We start from the raw sequence: 21,297 nt of genomic DNA on the forward strand, positions 1-21,297 counted from the left end.
CAGTGTCAGGAGCTGAATATGCACGTTTTACACCACCATGCCGCCGCGGACGCGGCGGGAACCATCGACCCGCGCGGCCGCGCCATCGCTCTCAGCGTGCTCTTCGCCGCCGGGGCCTTGCTGTTAATCATGGCTCCCGTTATCGGGGCGAGCGGCACGCTGGGTCTGCTGGCGCTCCTGATCGCGGCCTTCGGCGCCGGATGGGGATTCGCGCGCGCGCAGCCCAGGCTCTATCGGGCGCCCCTGGCGGCAACGCGCTGGGCTTTCCTGCTGTCGGCGGCCGGCTGGCTGCTGGCGCTGGTGGCGTGGTATGGCGGCCAGGCCTGGCCGGCGCTGCTCCCCGGCGTGACGTTCGGCAGCGCGGGGGCGGCTGTCGCCTGGCGCGTTGCCGCGGGACGGGCGGCACTGTCGGGTAGCCGCGTCAGCGGCGCCACGGCGCTGAGCGTGGCTGTCGCCATCGCGGCGACGCTGCTGACCTGGCACACCGCCGGGGCAGGACGCGGCGGTGTGTGCTTTGCCTTCGCCGTGCTGCTGGACTGGGCGCTGCTCGGCGCGCTGATTGTGCGGATCCGCCAGCAGGAGAGTGCGGCGTAGCCGCTGGCGCTTGCTGGGCTTGAGCGAGCCGATCAAGCGAGACGGGATAAGTCGTCCGGCGGGGTGATAAATTTCTTCTACACTGTTACTGGCATCACATTCCTGCGCGGCTGGCATCTCAGCCGGCCGCCGTCGGCATTCAGCCCAGGCACGGGCCTGCAGGCTGGTTATCCTGAGAGAGGAGTCTGTAACATGGCATTTGTCACCACCCAAGACGGCGTCAATATTTACTTCAAAGACTGGGGTCCAAAGGAAGCTCAGCCGATTGTTTTCCATCACGGCTGGCCGTTAAGCGCCGACGACTGGGATAACCAGATGTTGTTTTTCCTTGCCGAAGGTTTTCGGGTCATCGCTATCGACCGCCGGGGCCATGGCCGCTCCGATCAGGTCAGCGAGGGGCATGATATGGACCATTATGCGGCAGACGTCTCGGCGGTAGTGGAGCATCTGGATCTGCACAATGCGGTCCATGTTGGACACTCTACCGGCGGTGGCCAGGTCGCCCGCTACGTGGCCCGCTACGGTCAGCCGCAGGGGCGGGTGGCGAAGGCGGTGCTCATCAGCGCCGTCCCGCCCCTGATGGTCAAGACCGAACAGAATCCTGGCGGCACGCCGATCGAGGTGTTTGACGGTTTCCGCAAAGCGCTGGCGGCTAACCGCGCCCAGTTCTATCTCGACGTCGCCTCTGGCCCGTTCTATGGCTTCAATCGTGACGGGGCGGAGGTGTCGCAGGGGACGATCCAGAACTGGTGGCGACAGGGGATGATCGGTAGCGCCAAAGCCCATTATGAAGGCATCAAGGCGTTTTCAGAAACCGACCAGACCGAAGATCTTAAGTCGATTACGCTGCCGGTGCTGGTTATGCAGGGGGATGACGATCAGGTGGTTCCCTATAAAAATGCCGCTATCCTGCAGGACCAGCTGCTGCCCAACAGCCAGCTGATCATTTATCCTGGCTTCCCGCACGGGATGCACACTTCTCACGCCGATACCATCAACGCCGACCTGCTGGCGTTTATCCGCGCCTGATCTTCCCTTTCGCCGGGCGGAAAGCCGTCAATGGCCTTCCGCCAGCGCCCTGGCCGCCAGTCGCCGGGGCGCGCCGGTTGACGAGCAGGGGAAATCTGCTTAACTCATGGGATACCTGACGACTATTTTTCCCCTGGCAGGATAAAACACCGGGTTTCCAGCGGGAATCCCGGTGGAATTCTGCGCAAGAGACAAGAGAGAGACAATGAAATTAGCCGGACTTCATCCCGACGAGCAGCGTCGCCTGCAATCGCTTCGCTCTTCCGGGCTGTTGAATAGCGGAAAAGAAGAACGCTTTGATCGCCTGACCAGGCTTGCCCGTTCGCTGTATAACCTGCCGGTGGCCTCCATCAGCCTGGTAGGGGAAGATCTGCTGCACATCAAATCCTGTGCCGGTCTGGATGTGGACACGGTGCCGAGAGATATTTCATTTTGCGCCCATACCATTTTGCAAACCGACCCGCTTATCGTTAACGACATGCAGCAGGACGAGCGTTTTCACGACAATCCGCTGGTGATTCAGGCGCCGTTTATCCGCTTTTACGCCGGGTACCCGGTTCAGCTGCCGGATGGCGCGACGGTGGGGTCTTTTTGTCTGATGGACCATCAGCCGCGTTCGTTCTCCGCGCATGAAATACAGATCTTAAGCGATCTGGCGGCGATCGTGGAGGATGAGTTCAAGGTGCTGGATGCGGCAACCTCCGATGAGCTGACGGGACTGTTTAACCGCCGGGGATTCCTCACCCTCGCCGAGTATGCCCTGCTGACGGCCCAGCGCCGCCATGAGCCGGTGAGCCTGGCGTTTGTCGACCTCGATCGCTTTAAGCACATCAACGATACCTGGGGGCATGAAGAGGGCGATCGCGCGCTGATCGCCATCGCCGATTTGATGAAAAGCGCCTTCCGTGAATCCGATATCCTCGCCAGGCAGGGAGGCGATGAGTTTATTATTCTGTTCGCCAATACCAGCCGCCACGATGCCGCGGCGGCAATGGAGACGCTCAGCCACAACGTAGCGCGTTTCAATCAACAGGCGGCTCACCCCTGGCAGCTGGCGTTCTCCTGGGGCTGCGTCGAGTACGATCCCGCCAGCCATCCCAGTCTCAACGCGCTGGTGGCCACCGCCGACCGCCTGATGTATCAGGCGAAGCAGAAACAGGGGCGCGAACGCCGTTAATCCTTTGCCGCGGCGGCATTGAGCAGGTACTGCTGCGCCTGCTGCCGCTTCTGCGCATAGTCACCGAGTAGCGCCTGCTGCGATTTCCCAGCGTTGTCGTAAAACAGGCCGCCTTCGTCGGCGATAAAGCGATAATGCTGTTCCAGCTGGCCTATCACCCAGTCGATACGTTGCAGGGTGAGCAAGGTGCAGGACTGGCCATGCAGGTCGTCTTCAATATCCAGCACATGGGAGCGGAAGGCTTCCAGGGCAAACAAGCGGCGCAGTGCGGAAGGGTCAGCCAGCGCCGTCTCCCAGCGCGTCGTTATCTGCTGAAAATGAGCCTGTACCTGCGGGGCTGCCCGCCGGGCGCGAAGCCATACCAGCTTGCGCCGGTAGCTTTCGACGGCCAGCCGCTTCATCTCGCGATACTGCGCCAGCTGCTGTTCGGCATCGGGCACCCGGGTCATCAGCCAGCTAAAAAAGAAACGGGTCTCAAAGCGCTCGACAAAGTGAAACAGGGGATCGGCCAGACCGTTGCTGTTGAATTCTCTTAGCGGGTCGAAGGGATACATATAGCCAAAATCGAACAGCCACAGCTGCTCCTCCCGGTCCACCAACAGGTTCCCGCTACAGAGATCCCACTCCATCAGCCCCTGCTCCTCGCAGGCTTCCAGCGTGGTGAACAGCTGGGCGATCAGCGGCGGGGTCAGCTGGTGAATCGGCTCGCCATCGATCCAGGGGGAGAGCAGGATGCCGAGGCGATAATCGGCATACAGCGTTGGGACGATGTGGGTGAAGCGCAGTGCGGTATTCGGGTCATCCTTCAGCCGTTGCAACGCCTGTCGGCGCTGTACCTCATTCAAAAACGACAGCTGGCCGTTAAGATTGGCAACGCCGGCGACGGCGCGTCGTTTCTTTAAATTATACTCCTTGCCGGCGATGCGCAGCCGGTAAACCTCGCCGGTCAGACCCGAACCGTATACCTGCGCCACATAGGGGGAATCCGGACCCAGCGCGGCGAGGGTCTCCGGCGGCAGTGGACAGTGGTTGACGTCGCCGACGATAAGCGGCTGACCGCTGCGGTCAAACGCCTGCTGCTGCTGTTGTCTGAGGTTCATGGCGCCTCCTTATAAGACATGGGACAGAGTGATTCATTCACGCTATCTCACCCGCAAGCGTCAGCAAAATCATCCTACCGCCGGGCGCTTTTTCAGGTTGAGCGGCGGCGTGTTCATGGAGGATACCTGGGGCGTAGGGCGGCGGTAGCGAAAGGCAAGCGTCTGAAACGCATACCTGTCGCCGTTGTCAATGAGGTGCTTGCCGGGCTGGATGCGATTCTGCGTTAAGGCCAGAGACGCAGAAAAGCAAAAAGCCTGCTCGAAAGCAGGCTTCTTAAATGTGGCTCCTCTGACTGGACTCGAACCAGTGACATACGGATTAACAGTCCGCCGTTCTACCGACTGAACTACAGAGGAATCGTGTGGAGTCGTATCTTAGCGGCGAAAAATCTTTTGTCAAACATCAATTCGCCCGTTCAGGTGCAACTGCCGCTTCCATCAACAATTTGTTGTCATTTCCGACAATTATTACGGAAAAATACTTTGCAGGATATCCATTTCTCGATCATCATTTGAAATGTTGTTTCAACATCTCTCACTAAGGTCTCTCTTGAACGTCACCTCCGCCGTACGCCAGGCCGTCGAACGGACATCCTGGTTTAAAAAACGTCAGCGTTATCGTGTGCTGTACTGGCGCGAAATCAGCCCCCTCGCTGTGCCCATTCTGCTGGAAAATGCCTGCGTATTGTTGATGGGGGTGTTGAGCACCTTCCTTGTCAGCTGGCTGGGAAAAGAGGCCATGGCCGGGGTGGGTCTGGCCGATAGCTTTAACATGGTGATCATGTCGTTCTTTGCCGCCATCGATCTGGGTACCACGGTGGTGGTAGCCTTTAGCCTCGGCAAGCGAGATCGGCGGCGGGCGAGAGCGGCCGCGCGCCAGTCGCTGGCCATTATGACCCTGTTTTCCATTGTGCTGGCGGGGGTGATCCACGCCTTTGGTCAGGAAATTATTAATTTTGTCGCCGGCGATGCCACCCCCCAGGTCAAGGACCTGGCGCTGACCTATCTCGAGCTGACGGTGCTGAGCTATCCGGCGGCGGCGATTGCGCTGATCGGCAGCGGGGCGCTGCGCGGGGCCGGTACCACTAAAATCCCGCTGTTGATCAACGGCGGGATGAACATCCTCAATATCCTAATCAGCAGCGTGCTCATCTATGGCCTCTTCTCCTGGCCGGGGCTGGGCTTTGTCGGCGCCGGTCTCGGGCTGACCATTGCCCGCTATATTGGCGCCATCGCCACTATCTGGGTGCTGATGGTGGGCCTCAATCCCGCGCTGCGGCTGTCGCTGAAAGGCTACTTCAAACCCTTTAACTTCGCCATTATCTGGGAGGTGATGGGGATCGGCATCCCGGCCAGTATCGAATCGGTTCTGTTCAATGGCGGTAAGCTGCTGACCCAGATGTTCGTCGCCGGGATGGGCACCAACGTTATCGCCGGCAACTTCATTGCTTTTTCGGTGGCGTCGCTGATTAACCTGCCGGGCAACGCCCTCGGCTCCGCCTCGACGATCATCACCGGCAAGCGGCTGGGGAAAGGGCAGATTGGTCAGGCGGAATTCCAGGCCTGGCATGTGTTCTGGCTGTCGACCATTATTCTGACGCTGATTGCCTGGGGCAGCGCCCCGTTCGCGGGCTTTATCGCCTCTTTCTATACCCATGAAGAGGATGTAAAAGAGGTGGTGAAGCAGCTGCTGTGGCTCAACGCCCTGTTTATGCCGATCTGGTCGCTGTCGTGGACTTTACCCTGCGCCTTTAAAGGCGCCCGTGACGTACGCTATACCATGTGGGTGTCGATGCTCGGCATGTGGGGCTGCCGGGTGGTGGCGGGCTATACGCTGGGCATCGTGCTGGGGATGGGGGTGATCGGCGTCTGGTTAGGGATGGTGCTCGACTGGGCCGTGCGCGGCGCGCTGTTTTACTTCCGCATGGTGAGCGGTCGCTGGCTGTGGAAGTACCCGCGGGTTAAGGCCTCAACGCCGGAAACCTGATCCGTTTGCCGGATAAACGCCATTTTTTGCGCAAAGTGAGGAATAATTCGGCAAACGATTCATTTTATTAAAAACAGGCTTTACAGCGTACGGCGTCATCGTTAATATTCGCCCCGTTCACACGATTCCTCTGTAGTTCAGTCGGTAGAACGGCGGACTGTTAATCCGTATGTCACTGGTTCGAGTCCAGTCAGAGGAGCCAAATTTAAAAAAGCCTGCTTTCGAGCAGGCTTTTTGCTTTTCTGTCTGCCTGTTTCCTTGCGGACGAAAAATCTGGAGTCACCGCCGGGACGTTTGTTTCGCTCACCCGAGCGCTGACGCTCCCCAGCGGGGAACGCCAGCGTTTTCCTCTTTATTCTCACGTCACCGGTTAGCGGAACGGCGGTTCGTTGAAGGTGCGTAGCTTACGCGAGTGCATGTGATCCCCCTCGGCGCGCAGCAGATCGATGGCCCGGATGCCGATCTGCAGATGCTCAGAGATGGCCCCCTCATAGAAGCGGTTGGCCTGACCGGGGAGCTTGATCTCACCGTGCAGCGGTTTGTCCGAGACGCAGAGCAGCGTGCCGTAGGGGACGCGAAAGCGATAGCCCTGGGCGGCGATGGTCGCGCTCTCCATATCGATAGCCACCGCGCGGCTGAGATTAAAGCGCAGCGCGGAAGCGGAATAGCGCAGCTCCCAGTTACGGTCGTCGGTGGTGACCACCGTCCCGGTACGCAGCCGCTGCTTCACTTCCTCGCCCGGCATCCCGCTCACCTGCTTGGTGGCGTCGTACAGGGCGCGCTGCACTTCGGCAATGCTGGGGATGGGAATATCCGGCGGCAGCACCGCATCCAGTACATGGTCGTCGCGCAGATAGGCGTGGGCCAGCACATAGTCGCCGATAGCCTGGCTTTCGCGCAGGCCGCCGCAGTGGCCGATCATCAGCCAGACATCCGGGCGCAGCACCGCCAGGTGGTCGCAGATGGTTTTGGCGTTGGCCGGGCCGACGCCAATATTAATCAGCGTGATCCCTTTGCCGTCGTGGGTGATCAAATGCCAGGCCGGCATCTGGTGCTTCTTCCACGCCAGATCGGAAATGGCCTGCTCCGGCGCTTCGGTTTCGGCGGTGATCCAGATCCCGCCGGCGCAGGAGAGAGCGATATAGGGGCTGTCGGGATCGAGGATCTGGCTGCAGCCCCAGCTGACGAACTCATCCACGTAGCGGGTATAGTTGGTGAACAGCACGTAGGGCTGGAAGTGTTCCGCCGGCGTGCCGGTATAGTGCCGCAGACGCGCCAGCGAAAAATCGACGCGGCGGGCGTCAAAGTGCGACAGCGGATAGAACTCGGTAGGATGGAACAGGCCGTCTGCGGTCTCATCGCCAATCTGCGACAGCTCGGTGGTAGGGAAATAGCGCGTCAGACCGGCGCTCATCGAGCGGTCGAGTGTCAGGGTGGAACCATCTATCACGTAAGGATAGGGGATCTCATGCTGCGACAGCTCGACGCTGATATGCGCGCCATAGTCCTGATACAGCAGGGTCAGCTGTTCCAGCAAATAGTGGCGGAACAGTTTCGGATTCGTGATAGTGGTGGTATAGCACCCGGCATGGGTGAAACGTCCCCAGGCGCGCGTTTTGAGGGCTTTATGATCGGCGCCGTCCCAGGAGACCGAGAGCTGCGGATAGACAAAAAGACCTTCCGCGCGGGCTTCGGTATCGGGGAGCGTATTATGGTCAATATAGTCGCCGATGGCTTTGCGTAATGCCGTGACCGAGGCTTCATAGCGCGCTTCCAGCTCGGCAAGCGCTTGTTCCGGGGTCAGACTGGCGGCCTTGTTATTCATGATTCGCTCCTTGTTTCAGGTCTGCTGACATTCCCGATAGTATGTCACAGCGTGAAAAGGGCGAAGGGGAATTTATCTGTCAGATGCGAAGAGACCCAGATCATCACTGGCAAAGGGGTCGGACCCGATTTATTTGCCGGCGTTTGCCCAGCGCTCACTGCTATAATGGGTTGCTTTGAGGATCTTCAACGTCTGTGTCGGGTTATTATTCAGACAATAACGCGCATCGGCCAGCGGAGTAAGTTTATCGCCTTCCTGCAGGTGAAGGCGACAGGCTTCAATTTCAGCAATCATCGCTAATGTACCGCTCTGAAGCACGACGCAGCAGGGGCTGGTCATTGAATTTTTTCTCACTTTTTTTACCCACCACTCCATCTATATCTTCCTGTCCTGATCACATCCCTGCCGATAATTCATGTTTCCTGAAGGCCTGACAATAAGATTATCCCCTTGGTTTATACAGTGTTTAAAAATAGGCGACCTAACGTTGATCTCAGTGGTAGGCTTTTTTTCGCTGAACATGAATGATCTGCCGGGTTTAATTTGCCGGAGCCGATGACTATGCTGAGAAGCAGACAGTGAAAATAGCCTGTCAGGAATAGGGCAGCTGAGTTCGGCTATGCGAAAAATAATAGAGAGAGCGTCATGAAGCATCTTTTACGCCACTGGCGAACGTCAGGCGCCGTTATTGGCTCACTGTTAAAAAAAGGGATCGTTGCGGTGCTGGCGCTGCTGGTGGTGTTTCTCGCCGGACGGATCTATGAGTCCCAGCGCGGCCCCGCGCTGCATTCCTGGCATACCTGGCATGGCAACGAGATGACGGCCAAAGAGATCGACCAGGCGACCTTTGCCCAGTATCTGGCGCGGGAGAAAACGATTTTCGCCGATCTTCAGCGCGAGGTGACAGAGGCCTTGCCGGAAGAAGATAAAACCCCAGTCAACCGCTTTTATCGCCATAGCCGGGTCTGGCCGGGACAGTTTACGCAGGACTGGAACCGCTCTTTTGTACTATTGCCGCAGGGCAAACCGCGCGGCAGCGTGGTGCTGCTCCATGGCCTGACCGATTCGCCCTACGGCGTGCGCTATCTGGCGCAACTCTGGCGGCAGCGGGGCTATGTGGCGGTGGCGCCGCGTTTGCCGGGCCATGGCACCGCGCCGGGGGCGTTAACCGCCGTTGACTGGGAGACCTGGCTGGCGGCAACGCGTCTGGCGGTGCGCGAAGCGACGCGCCTGGCCGGGGCGGACGTGCCGCTGCATCTGGTCGGCTACTCTAACGGCGGCGCGCTGGCGCTCAAGTATGCCCTCGATAGCCTGGAGGACAGCCATTTACGCCAGCCGCAGCAGATTATCCTGCTGTCGCCGATGATCGGCGTGACGGCGTTTGCCCGTTTTGCCGGTCTCGCCGGGCTGCCGTCCATCTTCCCGGCGTTTGCCCGCGCGGCCTGGCTAAACGTGGCGCCTGAATTTAACCCGTTCAAGTACAACTCTTTTCCGGTAAAAGCGGCGAGACAGTCCTGGCTGTTAAGCCAGGCGCTGCAGCAGCAGATTATTCGCGCGTCCCGTCAGGGGGAGCTGAAAGCGCTGCCGCCAGTCCTCACCTTTCAGTCGGTGATGGATTCCACCGTCAGCACCCGGGCGGTGGTGGAGTCCCTGTATCGCTACCTGCCGGACAACGGCAGTGAGCTGGTGGTGTTCGACATAAACCAGGCGGCGGATCTCCGGGTCCTGTTCCGTCCCGCGCTCTATGCGGCGGTGAATACGCTGCTACCGCCGGCGCCGAGGGCCTATACCACCACGGTGGTGACCAACGCGACGGCGCATACGCTGCAGACCGTCGCCCGCACTACGCTGGCGCAGGAACGGGAAGAGCATCGTTATTCCCTACACCTTGCCTGGCCGGCGGATATGTACTCCCTGTCGCATGTGGCGGTGCCGTTTCCCCTGAGCGACTCGCTGTATGGCCGCGAGCCGGACGAGAAGAACCGCTACGGCATTAGCCTGGGCACCATTTCACTGCGTGGAGAAACCGGAACGTTGAGCGTGGGGCTGGAGACGTTAATGCGCGTCACCTCTAATCCTTTCTTTCCGTGGATGCTGGCGCGCGTCGATGAGCATATCGCCTGCGGCGAACAGGCGGCGGTAGTGGCCTGCCTGAAGGCGCAGGCCAGCGCGCAGGCGTTAAAAGAGGCTCAGGTGCAGGACGGTGCGCAGCAGAATGCCGACGATCGCCGCGGGAACCACGAAGCGAAACAGGCGGACAAACCGTGAGCTGATGCCGAGGAAAATACCGATTCCGGGCAGATCGAAGGTCTGGATCAGCAGGCCTGCCGAGGCGTTGACCTGGCTGACGGTGACTTTGCCCTGCTGGATCAGCTCGGAAATGACGCCAAAGTAAGCGGTGCCTCCGGCGACGCACTTCACCAGCGCCGGCAGCACAAAGTTCTGCGGAATGTGCAGCCAGCCGAGCACCGGTTTCAGCAGCTGCTGCAGCAGGTCGATGGCGCCAGCGCCCTGAAGCAGTCCGACGATGGTTAACGACAGGATCAGCATCGGCACCGCGCCGAGCGCCAGGCGGATGGCGTCGGAGCCGGCGCTATTGATCACCGCCAGAATGCCCTGACTGTTCTGCTCGGCGTTGGGCAGCGCTTCCGCGCGAGGATTCTCGGCGACCGATAAGCGCCGTCCGGTGACGTGCCAGGCGACGGCGGCCGCGCACAGGCCGCCGACAACTGAGATAACGATCGAGGCCAGCCAGTGGAGGCCGAAAGGGGTGAGGGGATAGAAGACGTTGCCTTGCCCCATGGCGAAGACCATGGCCAGCGTGGCGGCCATTTGCCGGTCAGAAACGCCACGTTTGTCCATAATGGACAGCGTGGCCAGCGGGGCGGCGAAGCTGACAAAGTTAATCTGGATCAGGGCGAAGGCGCTCATCCCGGTTAAGCCGAAGGGCTTCAGCAATGGCGCAACCCAGCGCACAATCACATCGAGGATGCCGCGGACCTCCAGATATTTCATGATAATCAGCATGATCACCATGATCGGCAACAGCGTATACAGCGCGACGTCAACGGACGATTTGCCCGCCGCCATAATGATGCTTATGACATCCATTTACGTTCTTTACCACTCGCAAAGCCATTCGTTCGCGTCATCATAATCCCGTGGGGAAGGAAATGATATGTCAGGATCGCCCGGGGGACCGGCGCCATAGGGCGCCGGGAGGAGAGAATTACTGGCCGATGTTGACCAGCGTGCGGCCATGAATATTGTTGCTGAGGAAATCTGCTGCATACGCTGGCGCCTGCTCCAGCGTGATTTCGGTGGCTGCCTGCTGGTAGTAGCCCTCCGGCAGCAGCTGGGCCAGACGCTGCCAGACCGCGTCGCGTTCTGCGGTGGGCACCATCACCGAATCCACCCCCTGCAGACGCACATTGCGCAGAATAAACGGCATTACGGTGGTCGGCAGATCGAAGCCCCCGGCCAGACCGCAGGCGGCGACGCAGCCGCGATAGTGCGTTTGCGCCAGCACTTTAGCCAGCATCGTGCCGCCAACGGTATCCACCGCGCCCGCCCACAGCTGTTTCTCCAGCGGGCGGGTCTCTGCGAAGTCGCTGCGTGGCAGGATGGCGTCGGCGCCGAGCTGGCGAAGGTAATCGTGCGTCGACTCGCGGCCCGATACGGCTGTCACCCGGTAGCCGAGCGCTTTCAGCAGTACCACGGCGGTGCTGCCGACCCCGCCGCTGGCGCCGGTGACCAGGATATCACCGCTTTCCGGGGTGATGCCCGCACTGACGAGGGCATCGACGCACAGCATTGCGGTAAAGCCGGCGGTGCCGATGATCATCGCCTGGCGCGCGCTGAGTGCCTCCGGCAGGGCAACCAGCCAGTCGCCTTTGACACAGGCCTCGGTGGCCAGACCGCCCCAGTGGTTTTCGCCCACGCCCCAGCCGGTGAGGATCACGGCCTGGCCGGGAACAAAGCGCGGATCGCGGCTTTCACTTACCCTGCCGGCAAAATCAATCCCCGGCACCATCGGGAACTGGCGGATGATTTTGCCTTTGCCGGTGATCGCCAGGGCATCTTTATAGTTGAGACTCGACCAGTCGATGGCGACCCGCACGTCGCCTTCGGCAAGGGCGGGCAGGTCAATCGCTTTGACGGCGGCCACGGTGCGGTTGTCAATCTGGTCCAGAACTAATGCTCTCATGACTGAGTATTCCTCGTCTGAAGGGAGTTATCGGCGCTATCGCCGTCCTGTGCAGGTGTTATTGTCATCATATTGTGCGCAAAGAAATCCCAGTACTGGTTAAGGGGAGAGGCGGACTGGACCAGCCTGGCGCGCATCACCGCGCCTTCCCAGCCGATCCAGAACACCTGGGCCAGCGCCTCCGGTGAGGTGTCGCTGGCGATCGCCCCGGCAGCCTGCGCCTCGTGCAGGCAGCGGGACACGCGCGCCTCCCATGCCGCCAGGATGGCCTGCAACCGCTGGGTAAATGCCTCGGGCAACAGCGGAGCTTCCTGGAGCAGGTTGCCTACCAGACAGCCGCGACGAAACTGGTATTTCTCCATTCCCTGACCGGCATCTCGCACGAAGGCCGCCATCCGTTCCAGCGGCGGCACGGTGTCGTCCAGCAGGAATTTATCTAATTTATGCGCAAAGTAGTCGCCATAGGCGGCAAGCACGGCGAGGCCAAAGGCCTCCTTGCTTTTGAAACAGTGGTAAAACGACCCCTTTGGCACGGCGATATTCTTGATTACCGCATCAATCCCCGCCGCGAGATAGCCCGTTTCGGTCAGCACCTCCAGGCCCGAGCGAATCAGCGCCTGGCGGGTGTCGACAAACTGCCGATCGGCCTTTGGCGGTCGGCCGCGGCGGGGCTTCAGGTTGGCGGAGATAGCGGGATTCATCATTTAGACCGTGTGGTTTAATTGTTTGTCAGGGTACCCCCAATCCTGGTATGGGGCAAGCAATGTATGGCAGCGAAGGGCGGGATTTCGAGGCATTCGGCTTATGAAGGCGACGCGGATTATCCATAATGGCTAATGCATGGATATCGTGCCGTTACGACAGAGAATATCAATCCGCTGAGGCTATTCCGCTGACCATATATCTCTCTGGTCGCCACGGAATGATAAGGATGAATGGTAGAGATTATATGGCCGGGCTGACGATGATTTGCAGACCATAGCGGATTGACAATGCCGGCATGATAAAACACATTGTCCCCCCTGAACGGGCGCCGGTTGCCACCTCAGTTTAAATAAACACGCCGCCAGACAGGAAAGCCTGTCCTTTATTATCGGCGTCTGGATAAATAACCCGCCGCTGAAACCACACCTGCGAAAAAGGAATAACAGCCTGATGTACAGAATGAATATTGCCGTCAAAGGAGGGGAGGAATGTCGCTAATCGCTATTGTGCTGGTCTTTATCATGGCCATCGTGGTGACGGTGTTCATTTCCCATCTTCTGCCCGTTAAAGTGCCGCTGCCGTTGATCCAGATTGCGGCGGGCGCCGCGCTGGCCGCCGGTGGTTTTCAGGTCGATTTCGATCCGCATATCTTTTTGCTGTTGTTTATCCCGCCGCTGCTTTTCCTCGATGGCTGGCGGATCCCGAAAGACGCGTTTTTCCGCGATATGAAGCCGATTCTGTCGCTGGCGATAGGCCTGGTGATGGTGACTATCCTCGGTATTGGCCTGTTTATTCACTGGCTTATTCCGGCGATTACCGTGGCGGCGGGGTTCGCCCTGGCGGCGATTCTGTCACCTACCGATCCGGTGGCGGTATCGGCAATGACCGCCAGCTCGCCGCTGCCTTCCCGGATGGCGCATATCCTAGAAGGGGAGTCGCTGTTAAACGATGCTTCGGGTCTCGTCGCTTTTAATTTTGCCATCGCCGCGGTGCTGACCGGCAGCTTCTCACCGGGAGAGGCGGTGATGAAGTTTTTCCTGATGGCGTTCGGGGGCATCCTCAGTGGGCTCGTGGTGGTGTGGGTCACCGGCAAATGTAATAACTTTCTGGTGCGGCGCACCCGCGAGGAGCCGGCCATCCAGATCCTGATCAGCCTGCTTATCCCCTTCGCCGCCTACCTGCTGGCCGAGGCGTTCCATGTCTCCGGCATTCTTGCCGCCGTCGCCGCCGGCATTGCGATGCACTATGAGCAGCTGTCGGGGCCGCGGCTTCCCGCGACGCGCATGAAAAGCAGCGCGGTGTGGTCCATGCTGCAGACTACCCTCAATGGGATGATCTTCCTGATGCTGGGCGAGCAGTTGCCCCGCATGCTCAGGACGTTGCCGGCGGTAGCCAGCCAGGCCGGCGTCCCTTCGCCCTGGTATCTGCTGCTGTACGCCGTGGCCATCACTCTCGCGCTCGGTCTGATGCGTTTCGCCTGGGTATGGCTGTCGATGACGCTGACCATTTTTCGCCGTAAACGCCGGGGCAAGGCCATCACCGTCCGTCCGCGATTCAGCATCCTCGCCGTCATGGCGCTGGCGGGGGTTAAAGGCTCCGTGACGCTCGCCGGTATTCTGACGCTGCCGGCGGTGCTGGCGGATGATTCACCATTCCCGGGCCGCGAACTGCTGATCTTTCTCTCAATGGCGGTGATCCTGATGTCGCTGGTGGTGGCGGCTATCGGTCTGCCGTTCATGACCCGCTATCTTGCCGATGATTTACCCCATGACACCGGCAAGGACGATATTGGCGCCGTCATGACCGAAGTGGCCATCAACCGGCTAAATGCGCTACTCGACGAGCCGGTGGAGGATCCCACTGAGCAGGCCCTGCGGGCGGATGCCGGCAATATGCTGCTGGAAACCTATCAGCGTCGGCTTCACTATAACGACAATGACGAAGGGCAGGACGTCGGGCTGGAGCTGGCGAAGCGCGCCAGGCTGGAGAAATATATGCAAAGAGAGGTCATTATCGCCCAGCGTCAGGAGCTGTTCCGGCTGCGTCGCGCTCACAACATTAGCGATATCACCTTTTATGAGGTGCTGCGGGAGATAGACCTGAAGGAAGAGAGTTTGCGCTAGGGGCGCCATTGCTGGAGGGGAGCCTTCGCCCTCCGGCCGCGCAGCTGGCGCGGAAAAGCAAAAAGCCTGCTCGAAAGCAGGCTTTTTTAAATTTGGCTCCTCTGACTGGACTCGAACCAGTGACATACGGATTAACAGTCCGCCGTTCTACCGACTGAACTACAGAGGAATCGTGTGAACGGGGCGCATATTAACGATGCCACCCGGCCTTGTCAAAGCCTGATTCAAAGAATTGCGTTCGACTGCTGACAATTTCAGCAACCTCCGCTCATGCGCTGTTTTTTTCAGCAGATTGCACCGTTGTAGTGCGAATGTACCCCTAATGGGGCATACCACAATCTGCTTACCGGGCAAATAAAAACCGGATTGCTATCACTATCCCTTATAACACCGCCTGTGGCGGGCAGCGGCAGCGGAAATGAAAAGCTGGCAAGCAAATTGCAAAACCAGTTTCATCATACTTCCAGCGTTGACGCTGGCGTTCCTTACAGGAGGCAAAATGAACTTAAGACGACTGAAATATTTTGTGAAAATCGTCGATATCGGCAGTCTGACCCAGGCCGCTGAAGTCTTGCACATCGCCCAACCGGCCCTCAGCCAGCAGGTCGCGACCCTGGAAGGTGAAATGGACCAGCAGCTGCTGATACGCACTAAGCGAGGGGTCACGCCAACGGAAGCCGGTAAAATCCTGTATACCCATGCGCGGACCATCCTGCGCCAGTGTGAGCAGGCGCAGCTGGCGGTCAATAACGTCGGTCAGACGCTGCGTGGCCAGGTCTCGATCGGCCTGGCGCCGGGCACGGCGGCCTCCGCCATTACTATGCCGTTGCTGCAGACGGTGCGTAATGAACTGCCCGAGGTGATGGTCTATCTGCAGGAAAGCAGCGGCACGGCGCTGAATGACAAGCTGCTGGCGGGCCAGCTGGATATGGCGGTGCTGTATGAGCGTTCACCGGTGGCCGGCATCGTCAGCCAGCCGCTGCTGAAAGAAGACCTCTACCTGGTCGGCACCCGCGACTGCCCGGGGCAGAGCGTGGACCTCACGGCGGTGGCGGAGATGAACCTGTTCCTGCCGCGAGATTACAGCGCGGTACGGGCGCGGGTCACTGAGGCGTTCACCCTGCGTCGTCTGTCGGCGAAAATTATCGGCGAGATTGAATCCATTACCACCCTGACCGCGGCCATCGCCAGCGGCATGGGGGCGACGGTCCTGCCGGAATCCGCTGCCCGCTCCCTGTGCGGCGCGGCGAACGGCTGGATGGCGCGGATTAGCACGCCGTCAATGAGCCTGTCGCTGTCGCTGAACATGTCGGCGCGCGGCGGTTTGTCGCCGCAGGCGCAGGCGGTGAAGGAGATCCTGCTGTCTCTGGTGAGCCGTCCATCGCTGGAGAACCGCGAACTGCAGCTGGTGAGTTAGGCTATATTCTCTTAAGGAATAAGTTGCTGGTTTTTATTATTTGTTACCCGGGACAACAGACTTTAACAATAGCAGATACGTTAAGTCCATTGGCCCGGAGGAAAGGGTGAACTTCCAGCAACTGAAAATTATCCGTGAGGCGGCCCGTCAGGATTACAACCTGACGGAAGTCGCGAATATGCTCTATACCTCGCAGTCAGGCGTCAGCCGCCATATCCGGGAACTGGAAGAGGAGCTGGGGATTGAGATCTTTATCCGTCGCGGCAAACGCCTGTTAGGCATGACCGAGCCGGGTAAAGCGCTGTTATCCATTGCCGAGCGGATCCTCAATGAAGCCAGCAACGTCCGGCGGCTGGCGGATCTCTTCACTAACGATGCCTCCGGCGTCTTAACCATCGCCACCACCCATACTCAGGCGCGCTACAGCCTGCCCCCGGTGATTAAAGCTTTCCGCGAGCTGTTCTCCGACGTTCGCGTCGAGCTGGTGCAGGGCACCCCGCAGGAAATCGAAGCGCTGTTGCATAACGGCGGGGCGGATATCGGCATCGCCAGCGAGCGTCTGAGCAACGACCCGACGCTGGCGGCTTTCCCCTGGTTCCGTTGGCATCACAGCCTGCTGGTACCCAAAGACCATCCCCTGACCCAGGTGTCTCCTCTGACGCTGGAGGCGATTGCCCGCTGGCCGTTAATCACCTATCGCCAGGGGATCACCGGCCGTTCGCGGATCGATGAGGCCTTCAACCGCAAAGGGCTGATGCCGGATATTGTGCTGAGCGCCCAGGATTCCGATGTCATCAAGACCTACGTCGAGCTGGGGCTGGGCGTCGGGCTGGTCGCTGAGCAGTCCGGGGATGCCCGCGAAGCGGACACCTTTACACGGCTCGATACCCGCCATCTGTTTGATGCCAATACCGTATGGCTGGGACTGAAGCGGGGTCAGCTGCAGCGTAATTACGTCTGGCGCTTTATCGAATTGTGCAATGCCGGACTGTCGCTGGATGAGATCAAGCGCCAGGCGATGGAGCCGGAAGAGGCCGCTATCGACTATCAGATTTAAGGAAATGCTGGCCAGCGGATCGGGGAGAGGAAATGCCGCTATAATTCACACACGAGAGTCGCGACTGAGGAAGGGAAAATGACGATGCGGCGTGTGACATTACTCTGTTCGGCGCTGATGCTGTTCGCCAGCCACAGCGCGCTGGCCGTCAGCTATCCGCTGCCGCCGGAGGGGAGCCGTCTGGTGGGCAGCGCTTTTACCATTGCCGTGCCGGAGAACAACACTCAACCACTGGAAAGCTTTGCCGCCCAGTACGGCCAGGGGTTGAGCAATATGCTGGAGGCGAACCCCGGCGTCGATGTTTATTTGCCGCACTCCGGTTCGACGCTGACTATTCCGCAGCAGCTGATCCTGCCTGACACCGTGCGTGAGGGGATCGTCATCAACGTCGCCGAGATGCGTCTCTATTATTACCCGCCGCTGGGCAATAGCGTGGAAGTCCTGCCAATCGGCATTGGTCAGGCGGGACGCGAAACGCCGCGTAACTGGGTGACGGCGGTAGAGCGCAAGCAGGAGGGACCCACCTGGGTACCGACCGCCAATACCCGCCGCGAGTATGCGAAAGAGGGCAAAACGCTGCCGGCTATGGTGCCGCCCGGGCCCGATAATCCGATGGGGCTGTATGCGATCTATATCGGCAGGCTGTATGCCATCCACGGCACCAATGCCAACTTTGGTATCGGGCTGCGCGTCAGCCAGGGATGCATCCGCCTGCGTAATGACGACATTAAATTCCTGTTTGATAACGTGCCGGTTGGGACGCGCGTCCAGCTCATCGATCAGCCGGTGAAGTACAGCGTGGAGCCGGACGGCAGCCACTGGCTAGAGGTGCACGAGCCGCTGTCGCGCAACCGCGCGGAGTTTGAATCCGACAGAAAAGTCCCCTTGCCGATGACCTCGGCGCTGCGCGAGTTTACTCAGGGGCCGGGAGTGAGTCCTTCGCAGGCCGAGCAAACCCTGCAGCGCCGCTCCGGCATGCCGGTGAATATCAGCGCCACAGCGGCGCAGGGAAGTTTGTAGCGGTGGAAAAAGTTAAGCCTTGATGCGGGATGGCGGCCCGGCGGGACCCGAAAAGCAAAAAGCCTGCTTAAAAGCAGGCTTTTTAAATTTGGCTCCTCTGACTGGACTCGAACCAGTGACATACGGATTAACAGTCCGCCGTTCTACCGACTGAACTACAGAGGAATCGTGTGAACGAGGCGCATACTACTGGCCCGGCATTTTTGTGTCAACACTAAAATTAACCTGCTGATTCAAATGGCTAAATTTAGCTCAACACGTTGTTTTAGTGAACAGTGCGCCGATCGTCTTCGTCCTGCAGGCCATTCTCCCGTCTGCGCGCCAGCGGATCCTGGCGGTAAAAATGGCAAAAACGCTGCCACAGGGCCGGGAAGCGGGGCGCGAACAGTTCAGGCGCGCTGAAAAAATATTCCGAAAGGACGGCGAAGCACTCCGCGGGATCGGTGGCGGCATAGGCGTCAATGCTGGCTGCGCTTTCCCCCACCAGATCTATCTCATCCTGAATGTTGTTCATCGCCGCGTGGAGATCGTGCTCCCAGCCGGCGACTTCGCGCAGTGGGATCAGCGGCACCCCGCTGGCCCGATCGCCATTCCGCGTATCGAGCTTATGCGCTACCTCATGCACCACAAGGTTAAAGCCTGACGCATCAAAGGAGTCCTGAATATCCAGCCAGTTTAGCACCACGGGACCCTGCTGCCAGCTTTGCCCCGATTGCACCACCCGCTGGTTGTGGACCAGGCCAATATCATCCTCCCATTCATCATCCACGACAAACGGGGCAGGGTAGATCAGCACTTCATGAAAACCGTCCAGCCACTCTATCCCCAGCTCAAGCACCGGCAGGCAAAAGAGCATAGCTATCCGCGCCTGGTGCAGCGGAGTCAGCTCCAGTCCCTGAAGCGCTACCAGACGTTTTTGCTGTAGGAAACGGGCAGCCATCTGCGTCAGCTTATGCTGCTCAGCGGGCGAAAGGTGGGCTAAAACCGGAATGGCAAGCGCTTGCTCCCAGGGCATCTCTGCGTTGCCGGACTCATCATCTGCTTTCCAGGGCCATTTAAACATCATATTGCTCGCAAAGTCGTCACTTGAACACGATTACCGAAACGGGAGCTATTAAAATGCCAAAGATCCTGGCATTATAGCAACCACAACAGCGGAGAGATGCCGGAGCGGCTGAACGGACCGGTCTCGAAAACCGGAGTAGGGGCAACTCTACCGGGGGTTCAAATCCCCCTCTCTCCGCCACTCTTCTTTCTCTGACCATTCCCCTTCAATAACACCGTTAGCTTCAGGTATAACGCCTGCGCTGGGGTATCGCCATCATCATCGTCCTGGTTTCAGCGTAAAGACGCGGTACTGTGCCTTGTCTTTTTGTGGTCTTACCGCCGCAATTTGCCCGAACGAGCTTAAACGCATCATAAAGAGGGAAGGTACGCCTGGAAAGCGGCAATGTCGAAAAGAGTGATCTCAACGGAGCGGGAACAAGAAAAAGCCCGCTGAGCGCGGGCTTAGATGGGGATCAGAACTGGTAAACCAGACCGAGGGCCACGATATCATCGGTCGAGATACCGTTGTTGCTGTAGAAGCGGTCGTCTTCATCCAGCAGGTTGATTTTGTAATCCACATAGGTGGACATATTTTTATTGAAGTAGTAGGTCATGCCGATGTCGACATACTTGACCAGATCCTTGTCGCCGAAGCGAGAAGAGGAGTAGAGATCTTTACCCTTTGATTGCAGATAGGCCACAGACGGACGCAGCGGTAAATTATACTCATCGAACTGGTACTGGGCGACGACTTCAAAGTTCTGCGTCTTGTTGGCAATAGCGCCGTTGCCGTAGAAGGTCATGTTGCGGGTCTCCGCATACATGGCGGCCAGATAGATGTTGTTGGCGTCATATTTGGCGCCGACGGTCCAGGCGTCGGCTTTATCACCGTTGGCATAAATATGGCTGCTACGTGCTGCCGCCAGCTGGTTATGGGTACGGTCGGAAGATGAGTAGGCGGCCCCGAAGCTGATGCCCATATCGAGATCGTAGTAGCTGGAGATACCAAACCCGTCGCCATTTTCCCGCGCCAGTTTACGAGCACCACCGTTGTTAGTGCCTTCGCCAGAACCGGCGTTTTCATTATTACCCTGATACTGCAGGGCGAAATGCAGGCCGTCGACGAGGCCGAAGAAATCGCTGTTACGGTAGGTGGCCACCCCGTTGGTGCGGCCGGTCAGGTAGACGTCGGTCTGGGTGTAGGTATCGCCGCCGAATTCTGGCAGCATATCAGTCCAGGATTCGATGTCGTACACCACGCCGTAATTACGGCCATAGTCCAGTGAGCCATAGTCAGCAAACTTCAGACCGGCGAAGGCCAGACGGGTCCAGGAATTCGCTCCTTCATTTTCGCTGGTATTGGCCTTGATATTGTATTCCCACTGACCGTAGCCGGTTAACTCGGAAGCGATCTGCGTTTCGCCTTTGATGCCAAAGCGTGCATAGGTCTGATCGCCGTCCTCTGAAGTGTCGTCTGAGAAATAGTGCAGGCCGGCGACTTTCCCGTAAAGGTCCAGTTTGTTGCCGTTGTTGTTATAGATTTCCGCGGCATTAACGGCATTGGCCATTAATAATGCCGGAACCATGAGAGCCAGTACTTTTCTTTTCATTATATATTCCCTTTTAATAATAATTTCTGTGAATTATGACAATCCCTCCGGAATGACTATCAGATACTAACGACCAGGTTCATTTTTATTTAAAATAAAATATGTAAATAAATAATGTAACATATTGCAAAATATTTCCAAATGGTTCGTTATATTAAATTTAAATGAATCTTCTTTTATTATTATTTTATTATATAGCAATGGGTTATGTTGCTTTGTTGCGGCCTCGGTTAACCAAATGAAATTATTTTTATTAATTTACGGCGAGGGGATTATTTAGCATTTAAATATAATTTATGAGACAAACTCGCAGGGTGAGATAAGTACAATACGCGGCATGGTTGATGTCGTTAATGTTTAATCCTGTGGGTAAGTAATAAAGAACAAACCCTTGGGTAT

16 protein-coding genes, 5 tRNA genes and 1 pseudogene are annotated in these 21,297 nt (G+C 58.4%); 11 read left to right on the forward strand and 11 right to left on the reverse strand.

The window, feature by feature from the left end:
• Positions 1-18 precede the first annotated feature (18 nt).
• The 3 genes from ABLV64_RS24850 to ABLV64_RS24860 all read left to right on the forward strand — a co-directional run bounded on the left by ABLV64_RS24850 (position 19) and on the right by ABLV64_RS24860 (position 2,800).
• Positions 19-594 carry a hypothetical protein gene (locus tag ABLV64_RS24850; protein ID WP_032456345.1) on the forward strand — a complete coding sequence of 192 codons (576 nt, stop codon included), beginning with the start codon at positions 19-21 and terminating at the stop codon, positions 592-594.
• 192 nt (positions 595-786) lie between these two features.
• Positions 787-1,623 carry an alpha/beta hydrolase gene (locus tag ABLV64_RS24855; protein WP_004203515.1) on the forward strand — a complete coding sequence of 279 codons (837 nt, stop codon included), beginning with the start codon at positions 787-789 and terminating at the stop codon, positions 1,621-1,623.
• A gap of 205 nt (positions 1,624-1,828) precedes the next feature.
• Positions 1,829-2,800, forward strand: coding sequence for a sensor domain-containing diguanylate cyclase (locus tag ABLV64_RS24860; protein ID WP_004203513.1), 972 nt, complete (start codon positions 1,829-1,831; stop codon positions 2,798-2,800).
• Here the strand turns inward: ABLV64_RS24860 and ABLV64_RS24865 are convergent.
• The gene (locus ABLV64_RS24865; RefSeq protein WP_231791962.1) at positions 2,797-3,900 is read right to left on the reverse strand and encodes an AarF/UbiB family protein; all 1,104 of its coding nucleotides are present in this window, start codon (positions 3,898-3,900) and stop codon (positions 2,797-2,799) included. The genes ABLV64_RS24860 and ABLV64_RS24865 overlap by 4 nt on opposite strands.
• Before the next feature lie 281 nt (positions 3,901-4,181).
• Positions 4,182-4,257 (reverse strand) — tRNA-Asn (locus ABLV64_RS24870).
• 193 nt (positions 4,258-4,450) lie between these two features.
• On the opposite strand from ABLV64_RS24870, the gene ABLV64_RS24875 reads away from it, so the two are divergent.
• Positions 4,451-5,887: an EmmdR/YeeO family multidrug/toxin efflux MATE transporter gene (locus tag ABLV64_RS24875; protein ID WP_032456343.1), complete on the forward strand. Its 1,437-nt coding sequence runs from the start codon at positions 4,451-4,453 to the stop codon at positions 5,885-5,887.
• A gap of 126 nt (positions 5,888-6,013) precedes the next feature.
• Positions 6,014-6,089 (forward strand) — tRNA-Asn (locus tag ABLV64_RS24880).
• Positions 6,090-6,257: 168 nt separating this feature from the next.
• Here the strand turns inward: ABLV64_RS24880 and ABLV64_RS24885 are convergent.
• Together ABLV64_RS24885 and pmrD are read right to left on the reverse strand one after the other, a co-directional pair.
• Complete coding sequence (locus tag ABLV64_RS24885) at positions 6,258-7,712, reverse strand: AMP nucleosidase (protein WP_004203506.1); 1,455 nt, start codon at positions 7,710-7,712, stop codon at positions 6,258-6,260.
• 129 nt (positions 7,713-7,841) lie between these two features.
• Positions 7,842-8,087, reverse strand: coding sequence for a signal transduction protein PmrD (gene pmrD, locus ABLV64_RS24890; protein ID WP_004203504.1), 246 nt, complete (start codon positions 8,085-8,087; stop codon positions 7,842-7,844).
• Between the two features lie 270 nt (positions 8,088-8,357).
• On the opposite strand from pmrD, the gene ABLV64_RS24895 reads away from it, so the two are divergent.
• A complete protein-coding gene (locus ABLV64_RS24895; RefSeq protein WP_348843112.1) occupies positions 8,358-9,980 on the forward strand; it encodes an alpha/beta hydrolase in 1,623 nt (540 codons plus the stop codon).
• On the opposite strand, the gene ABLV64_RS24900 is transcribed toward ABLV64_RS24895, so the two are convergent.
• The 3 genes and pseudogenes from ABLV64_RS24900 to ABLV64_RS24910 form a co-directional block, all read right to left on the reverse strand.
• A complete protein-coding gene (locus tag ABLV64_RS24900) occupies positions 9,891-10,823 on the reverse strand; it encodes a nucleoside recognition domain-containing protein (protein ID WP_004203502.1) in 933 nt (310 codons plus the stop codon). The genes ABLV64_RS24895 and ABLV64_RS24900 overlap by 90 nt on opposite strands.
• A gap of 118 nt (positions 10,824-10,941) precedes the next feature.
• Positions 10,942-11,856, reverse strand: coding sequence for an MDR family oxidoreductase (locus ABLV64_RS24905; RefSeq protein WP_224222647.1), 915 nt, complete (start codon positions 11,854-11,856; stop codon positions 10,942-10,944).
• Positions 11,795-12,620: pseudogene (locus ABLV64_RS24910) on the reverse strand (TetR/AcrR family transcriptional regulator). Before ABLV64_RS24910 ends, ABLV64_RS24905 begins: the two are co-directional and overlap by 62 nt.
• A 492-nt stretch (positions 12,621-13,112) precedes the next feature.
• Here ABLV64_RS24910 and ABLV64_RS24915 point away from each other — a divergent pair.
• The gene (locus ABLV64_RS24915; protein ID WP_348843111.1) at positions 13,113-14,747 is read left to right on the forward strand and encodes a Na+/H+ antiporter; all 1,635 of its coding nucleotides are present in this window, start codon (positions 13,113-13,115) and stop codon (positions 14,745-14,747) included.
• A gap of 93 nt (positions 14,748-14,840) precedes the next feature.
• Here the strand turns inward: ABLV64_RS24915 and ABLV64_RS24920 are convergent.
• Positions 14,841-14,916: transfer RNA gene (locus ABLV64_RS24920), tRNA-Asn, on the reverse strand.
• A gap of 330 nt (positions 14,917-15,246) precedes the next feature.
• Here ABLV64_RS24920 and nac point away from each other — a divergent pair.
• From nac to ldtA, 3 genes are all read left to right on the forward strand, one after another.
• Positions 15,247-16,164 carry a nitrogen assimilation transcriptional regulator NAC gene (nac, locus tag ABLV64_RS24925; RefSeq protein WP_004203498.1) on the forward strand — a complete coding sequence of 306 codons (918 nt, stop codon included), beginning with the start codon at positions 15,247-15,249 and terminating at the stop codon, positions 16,162-16,164.
• A 106-nt stretch (positions 16,165-16,270) separates the two neighbouring features.
• The gene (gene cbl / locus ABLV64_RS24930) at positions 16,271-17,221 is read left to right on the forward strand and encodes an HTH-type transcriptional regulator Cbl (protein ID WP_004180456.1); all 951 of its coding nucleotides are present in this window, start codon (positions 16,271-16,273) and stop codon (positions 17,219-17,221) included.
• Between the two features lie 78 nt (positions 17,222-17,299).
• Positions 17,300-18,241 (forward strand): L,D-transpeptidase, encoded by a 942-nt coding sequence (gene ldtA, locus ABLV64_RS24935; RefSeq protein WP_080847792.1) that lies wholly within the window; start codon positions 17,300-17,302, stop codon positions 18,239-18,241.
• A gap of 89 nt (positions 18,242-18,330) precedes the next feature.
• On the opposite strand, the gene ABLV64_RS24940 is transcribed toward ldtA, so the two are convergent.
• Positions 18,331-18,406 (reverse strand) — tRNA-Asn (locus tag ABLV64_RS24940).
• Between the two features lie 100 nt (positions 18,407-18,506).
• The gene (mtfA, locus tag ABLV64_RS24945) at positions 18,507-19,307 is read right to left on the reverse strand and encodes a DgsA anti-repressor MtfA (RefSeq protein ID WP_074194586.1); all 801 of its coding nucleotides are present in this window, start codon (positions 19,305-19,307) and stop codon (positions 18,507-18,509) included.
• 90 nt (positions 19,308-19,397) lie between these two features.
• Between mtfA and ABLV64_RS24950 the strand changes: the two genes are divergently transcribed.
• Positions 19,398-19,487 (forward strand) — tRNA-Ser (locus ABLV64_RS24950).
• A 274-nt stretch (positions 19,488-19,761) separates the two neighbouring features.
• Here ABLV64_RS24950 and ompC read toward each other — a convergent pair.
• Entirely contained in the window at positions 19,762-20,898 is a 1,137-nt protein-coding gene (gene ompC / locus ABLV64_RS24955; RefSeq protein WP_217324793.1) for a porin OmpC, read from the reverse strand.
• Positions 20,899-21,297 lie beyond the last annotated feature (399 nt).

The sequence above is a fragment of the Klebsiella sp. JB_Kp031 genome (assembly GCF_040064295.1).
Lineage (GTDB): Bacteria > Pseudomonadota > Gammaproteobacteria > Enterobacterales > Enterobacteriaceae > Klebsiella > Klebsiella quasipneumoniae.

What these genes read in the sequence shown, in the direction of transcription:
- ABLV64_RS24915 (WP_348843111.1), top strand. Translation starts at nt 13,113, where the DNA reads ATGTCGCTAATCGCTATTGTGCTGGTCTTTATCATGGCCATCGTGGTG.
- pmrD (WP_004203504.1), bottom strand. Translation starts at nt 8,087, where the DNA reads ATGGAGTGGTGGGTAAAAAAAGTGAGAAAAAATTCAATGACCAGCCCC.
- ABLV64_RS24885 (WP_004203506.1), bottom strand. Translation starts at nt 7,712, where the DNA reads ATGAATAACAAGGCCGCCAGTCTGACCCCGGAACAAGCGCTTGCCGAG.
- ompC (WP_217324793.1), bottom strand. Translation starts at nt 20,898, where the DNA reads ATGAAAAGAAAAGTACTGGCTCTCATGGTTCCGGCATTATTAATGGCC.
- ABLV64_RS24850 (WP_032456345.1), top strand. Translation starts at nt 19, where the DNA reads ATGCACGTTTTACACCACCATGCCGCCGCGGACGCGGCGGGAACCATC.
- nac (WP_004203498.1), top strand. Translation starts at nt 15,247, where the DNA reads ATGAACTTAAGACGACTGAAATATTTTGTGAAAATCGTCGATATCGGC.
- ABLV64_RS24860 (WP_004203513.1), top strand. Translation starts at nt 1,829, where the DNA reads ATGAAATTAGCCGGACTTCATCCCGACGAGCAGCGTCGCCTGCAATCG.
- ABLV64_RS24895 (WP_348843112.1), top strand. Translation starts at nt 8,358, where the DNA reads ATGAAGCATCTTTTACGCCACTGGCGAACGTCAGGCGCCGTTATTGGC.
- ABLV64_RS24865 (WP_231791962.1), bottom strand. Translation starts at nt 3,900, where the DNA reads ATGAACCTCAGACAACAGCAGCAGCAGGCGTTTGACCGCAGCGGTCAG.
- mtfA (WP_074194586.1), bottom strand. Translation starts at nt 19,307, where the DNA reads ATGATGTTTAAATGGCCCTGGAAAGCAGATGATGAGTCCGGCAACGCA.
- ldtA (WP_080847792.1), top strand. Translation starts at nt 17,300, where the DNA reads ATGACGATGCGGCGTGTGACATTACTCTGTTCGGCGCTGATGCTGTTC.
- ABLV64_RS24855 (WP_004203515.1), top strand. Translation starts at nt 787, where the DNA reads ATGGCATTTGTCACCACCCAAGACGGCGTCAATATTTACTTCAAAGAC.
- ABLV64_RS24900 (WP_004203502.1), bottom strand. Translation starts at nt 10,823, where the DNA reads ATGGATGTCATAAGCATCATTATGGCGGCGGGCAAATCGTCCGTTGAC.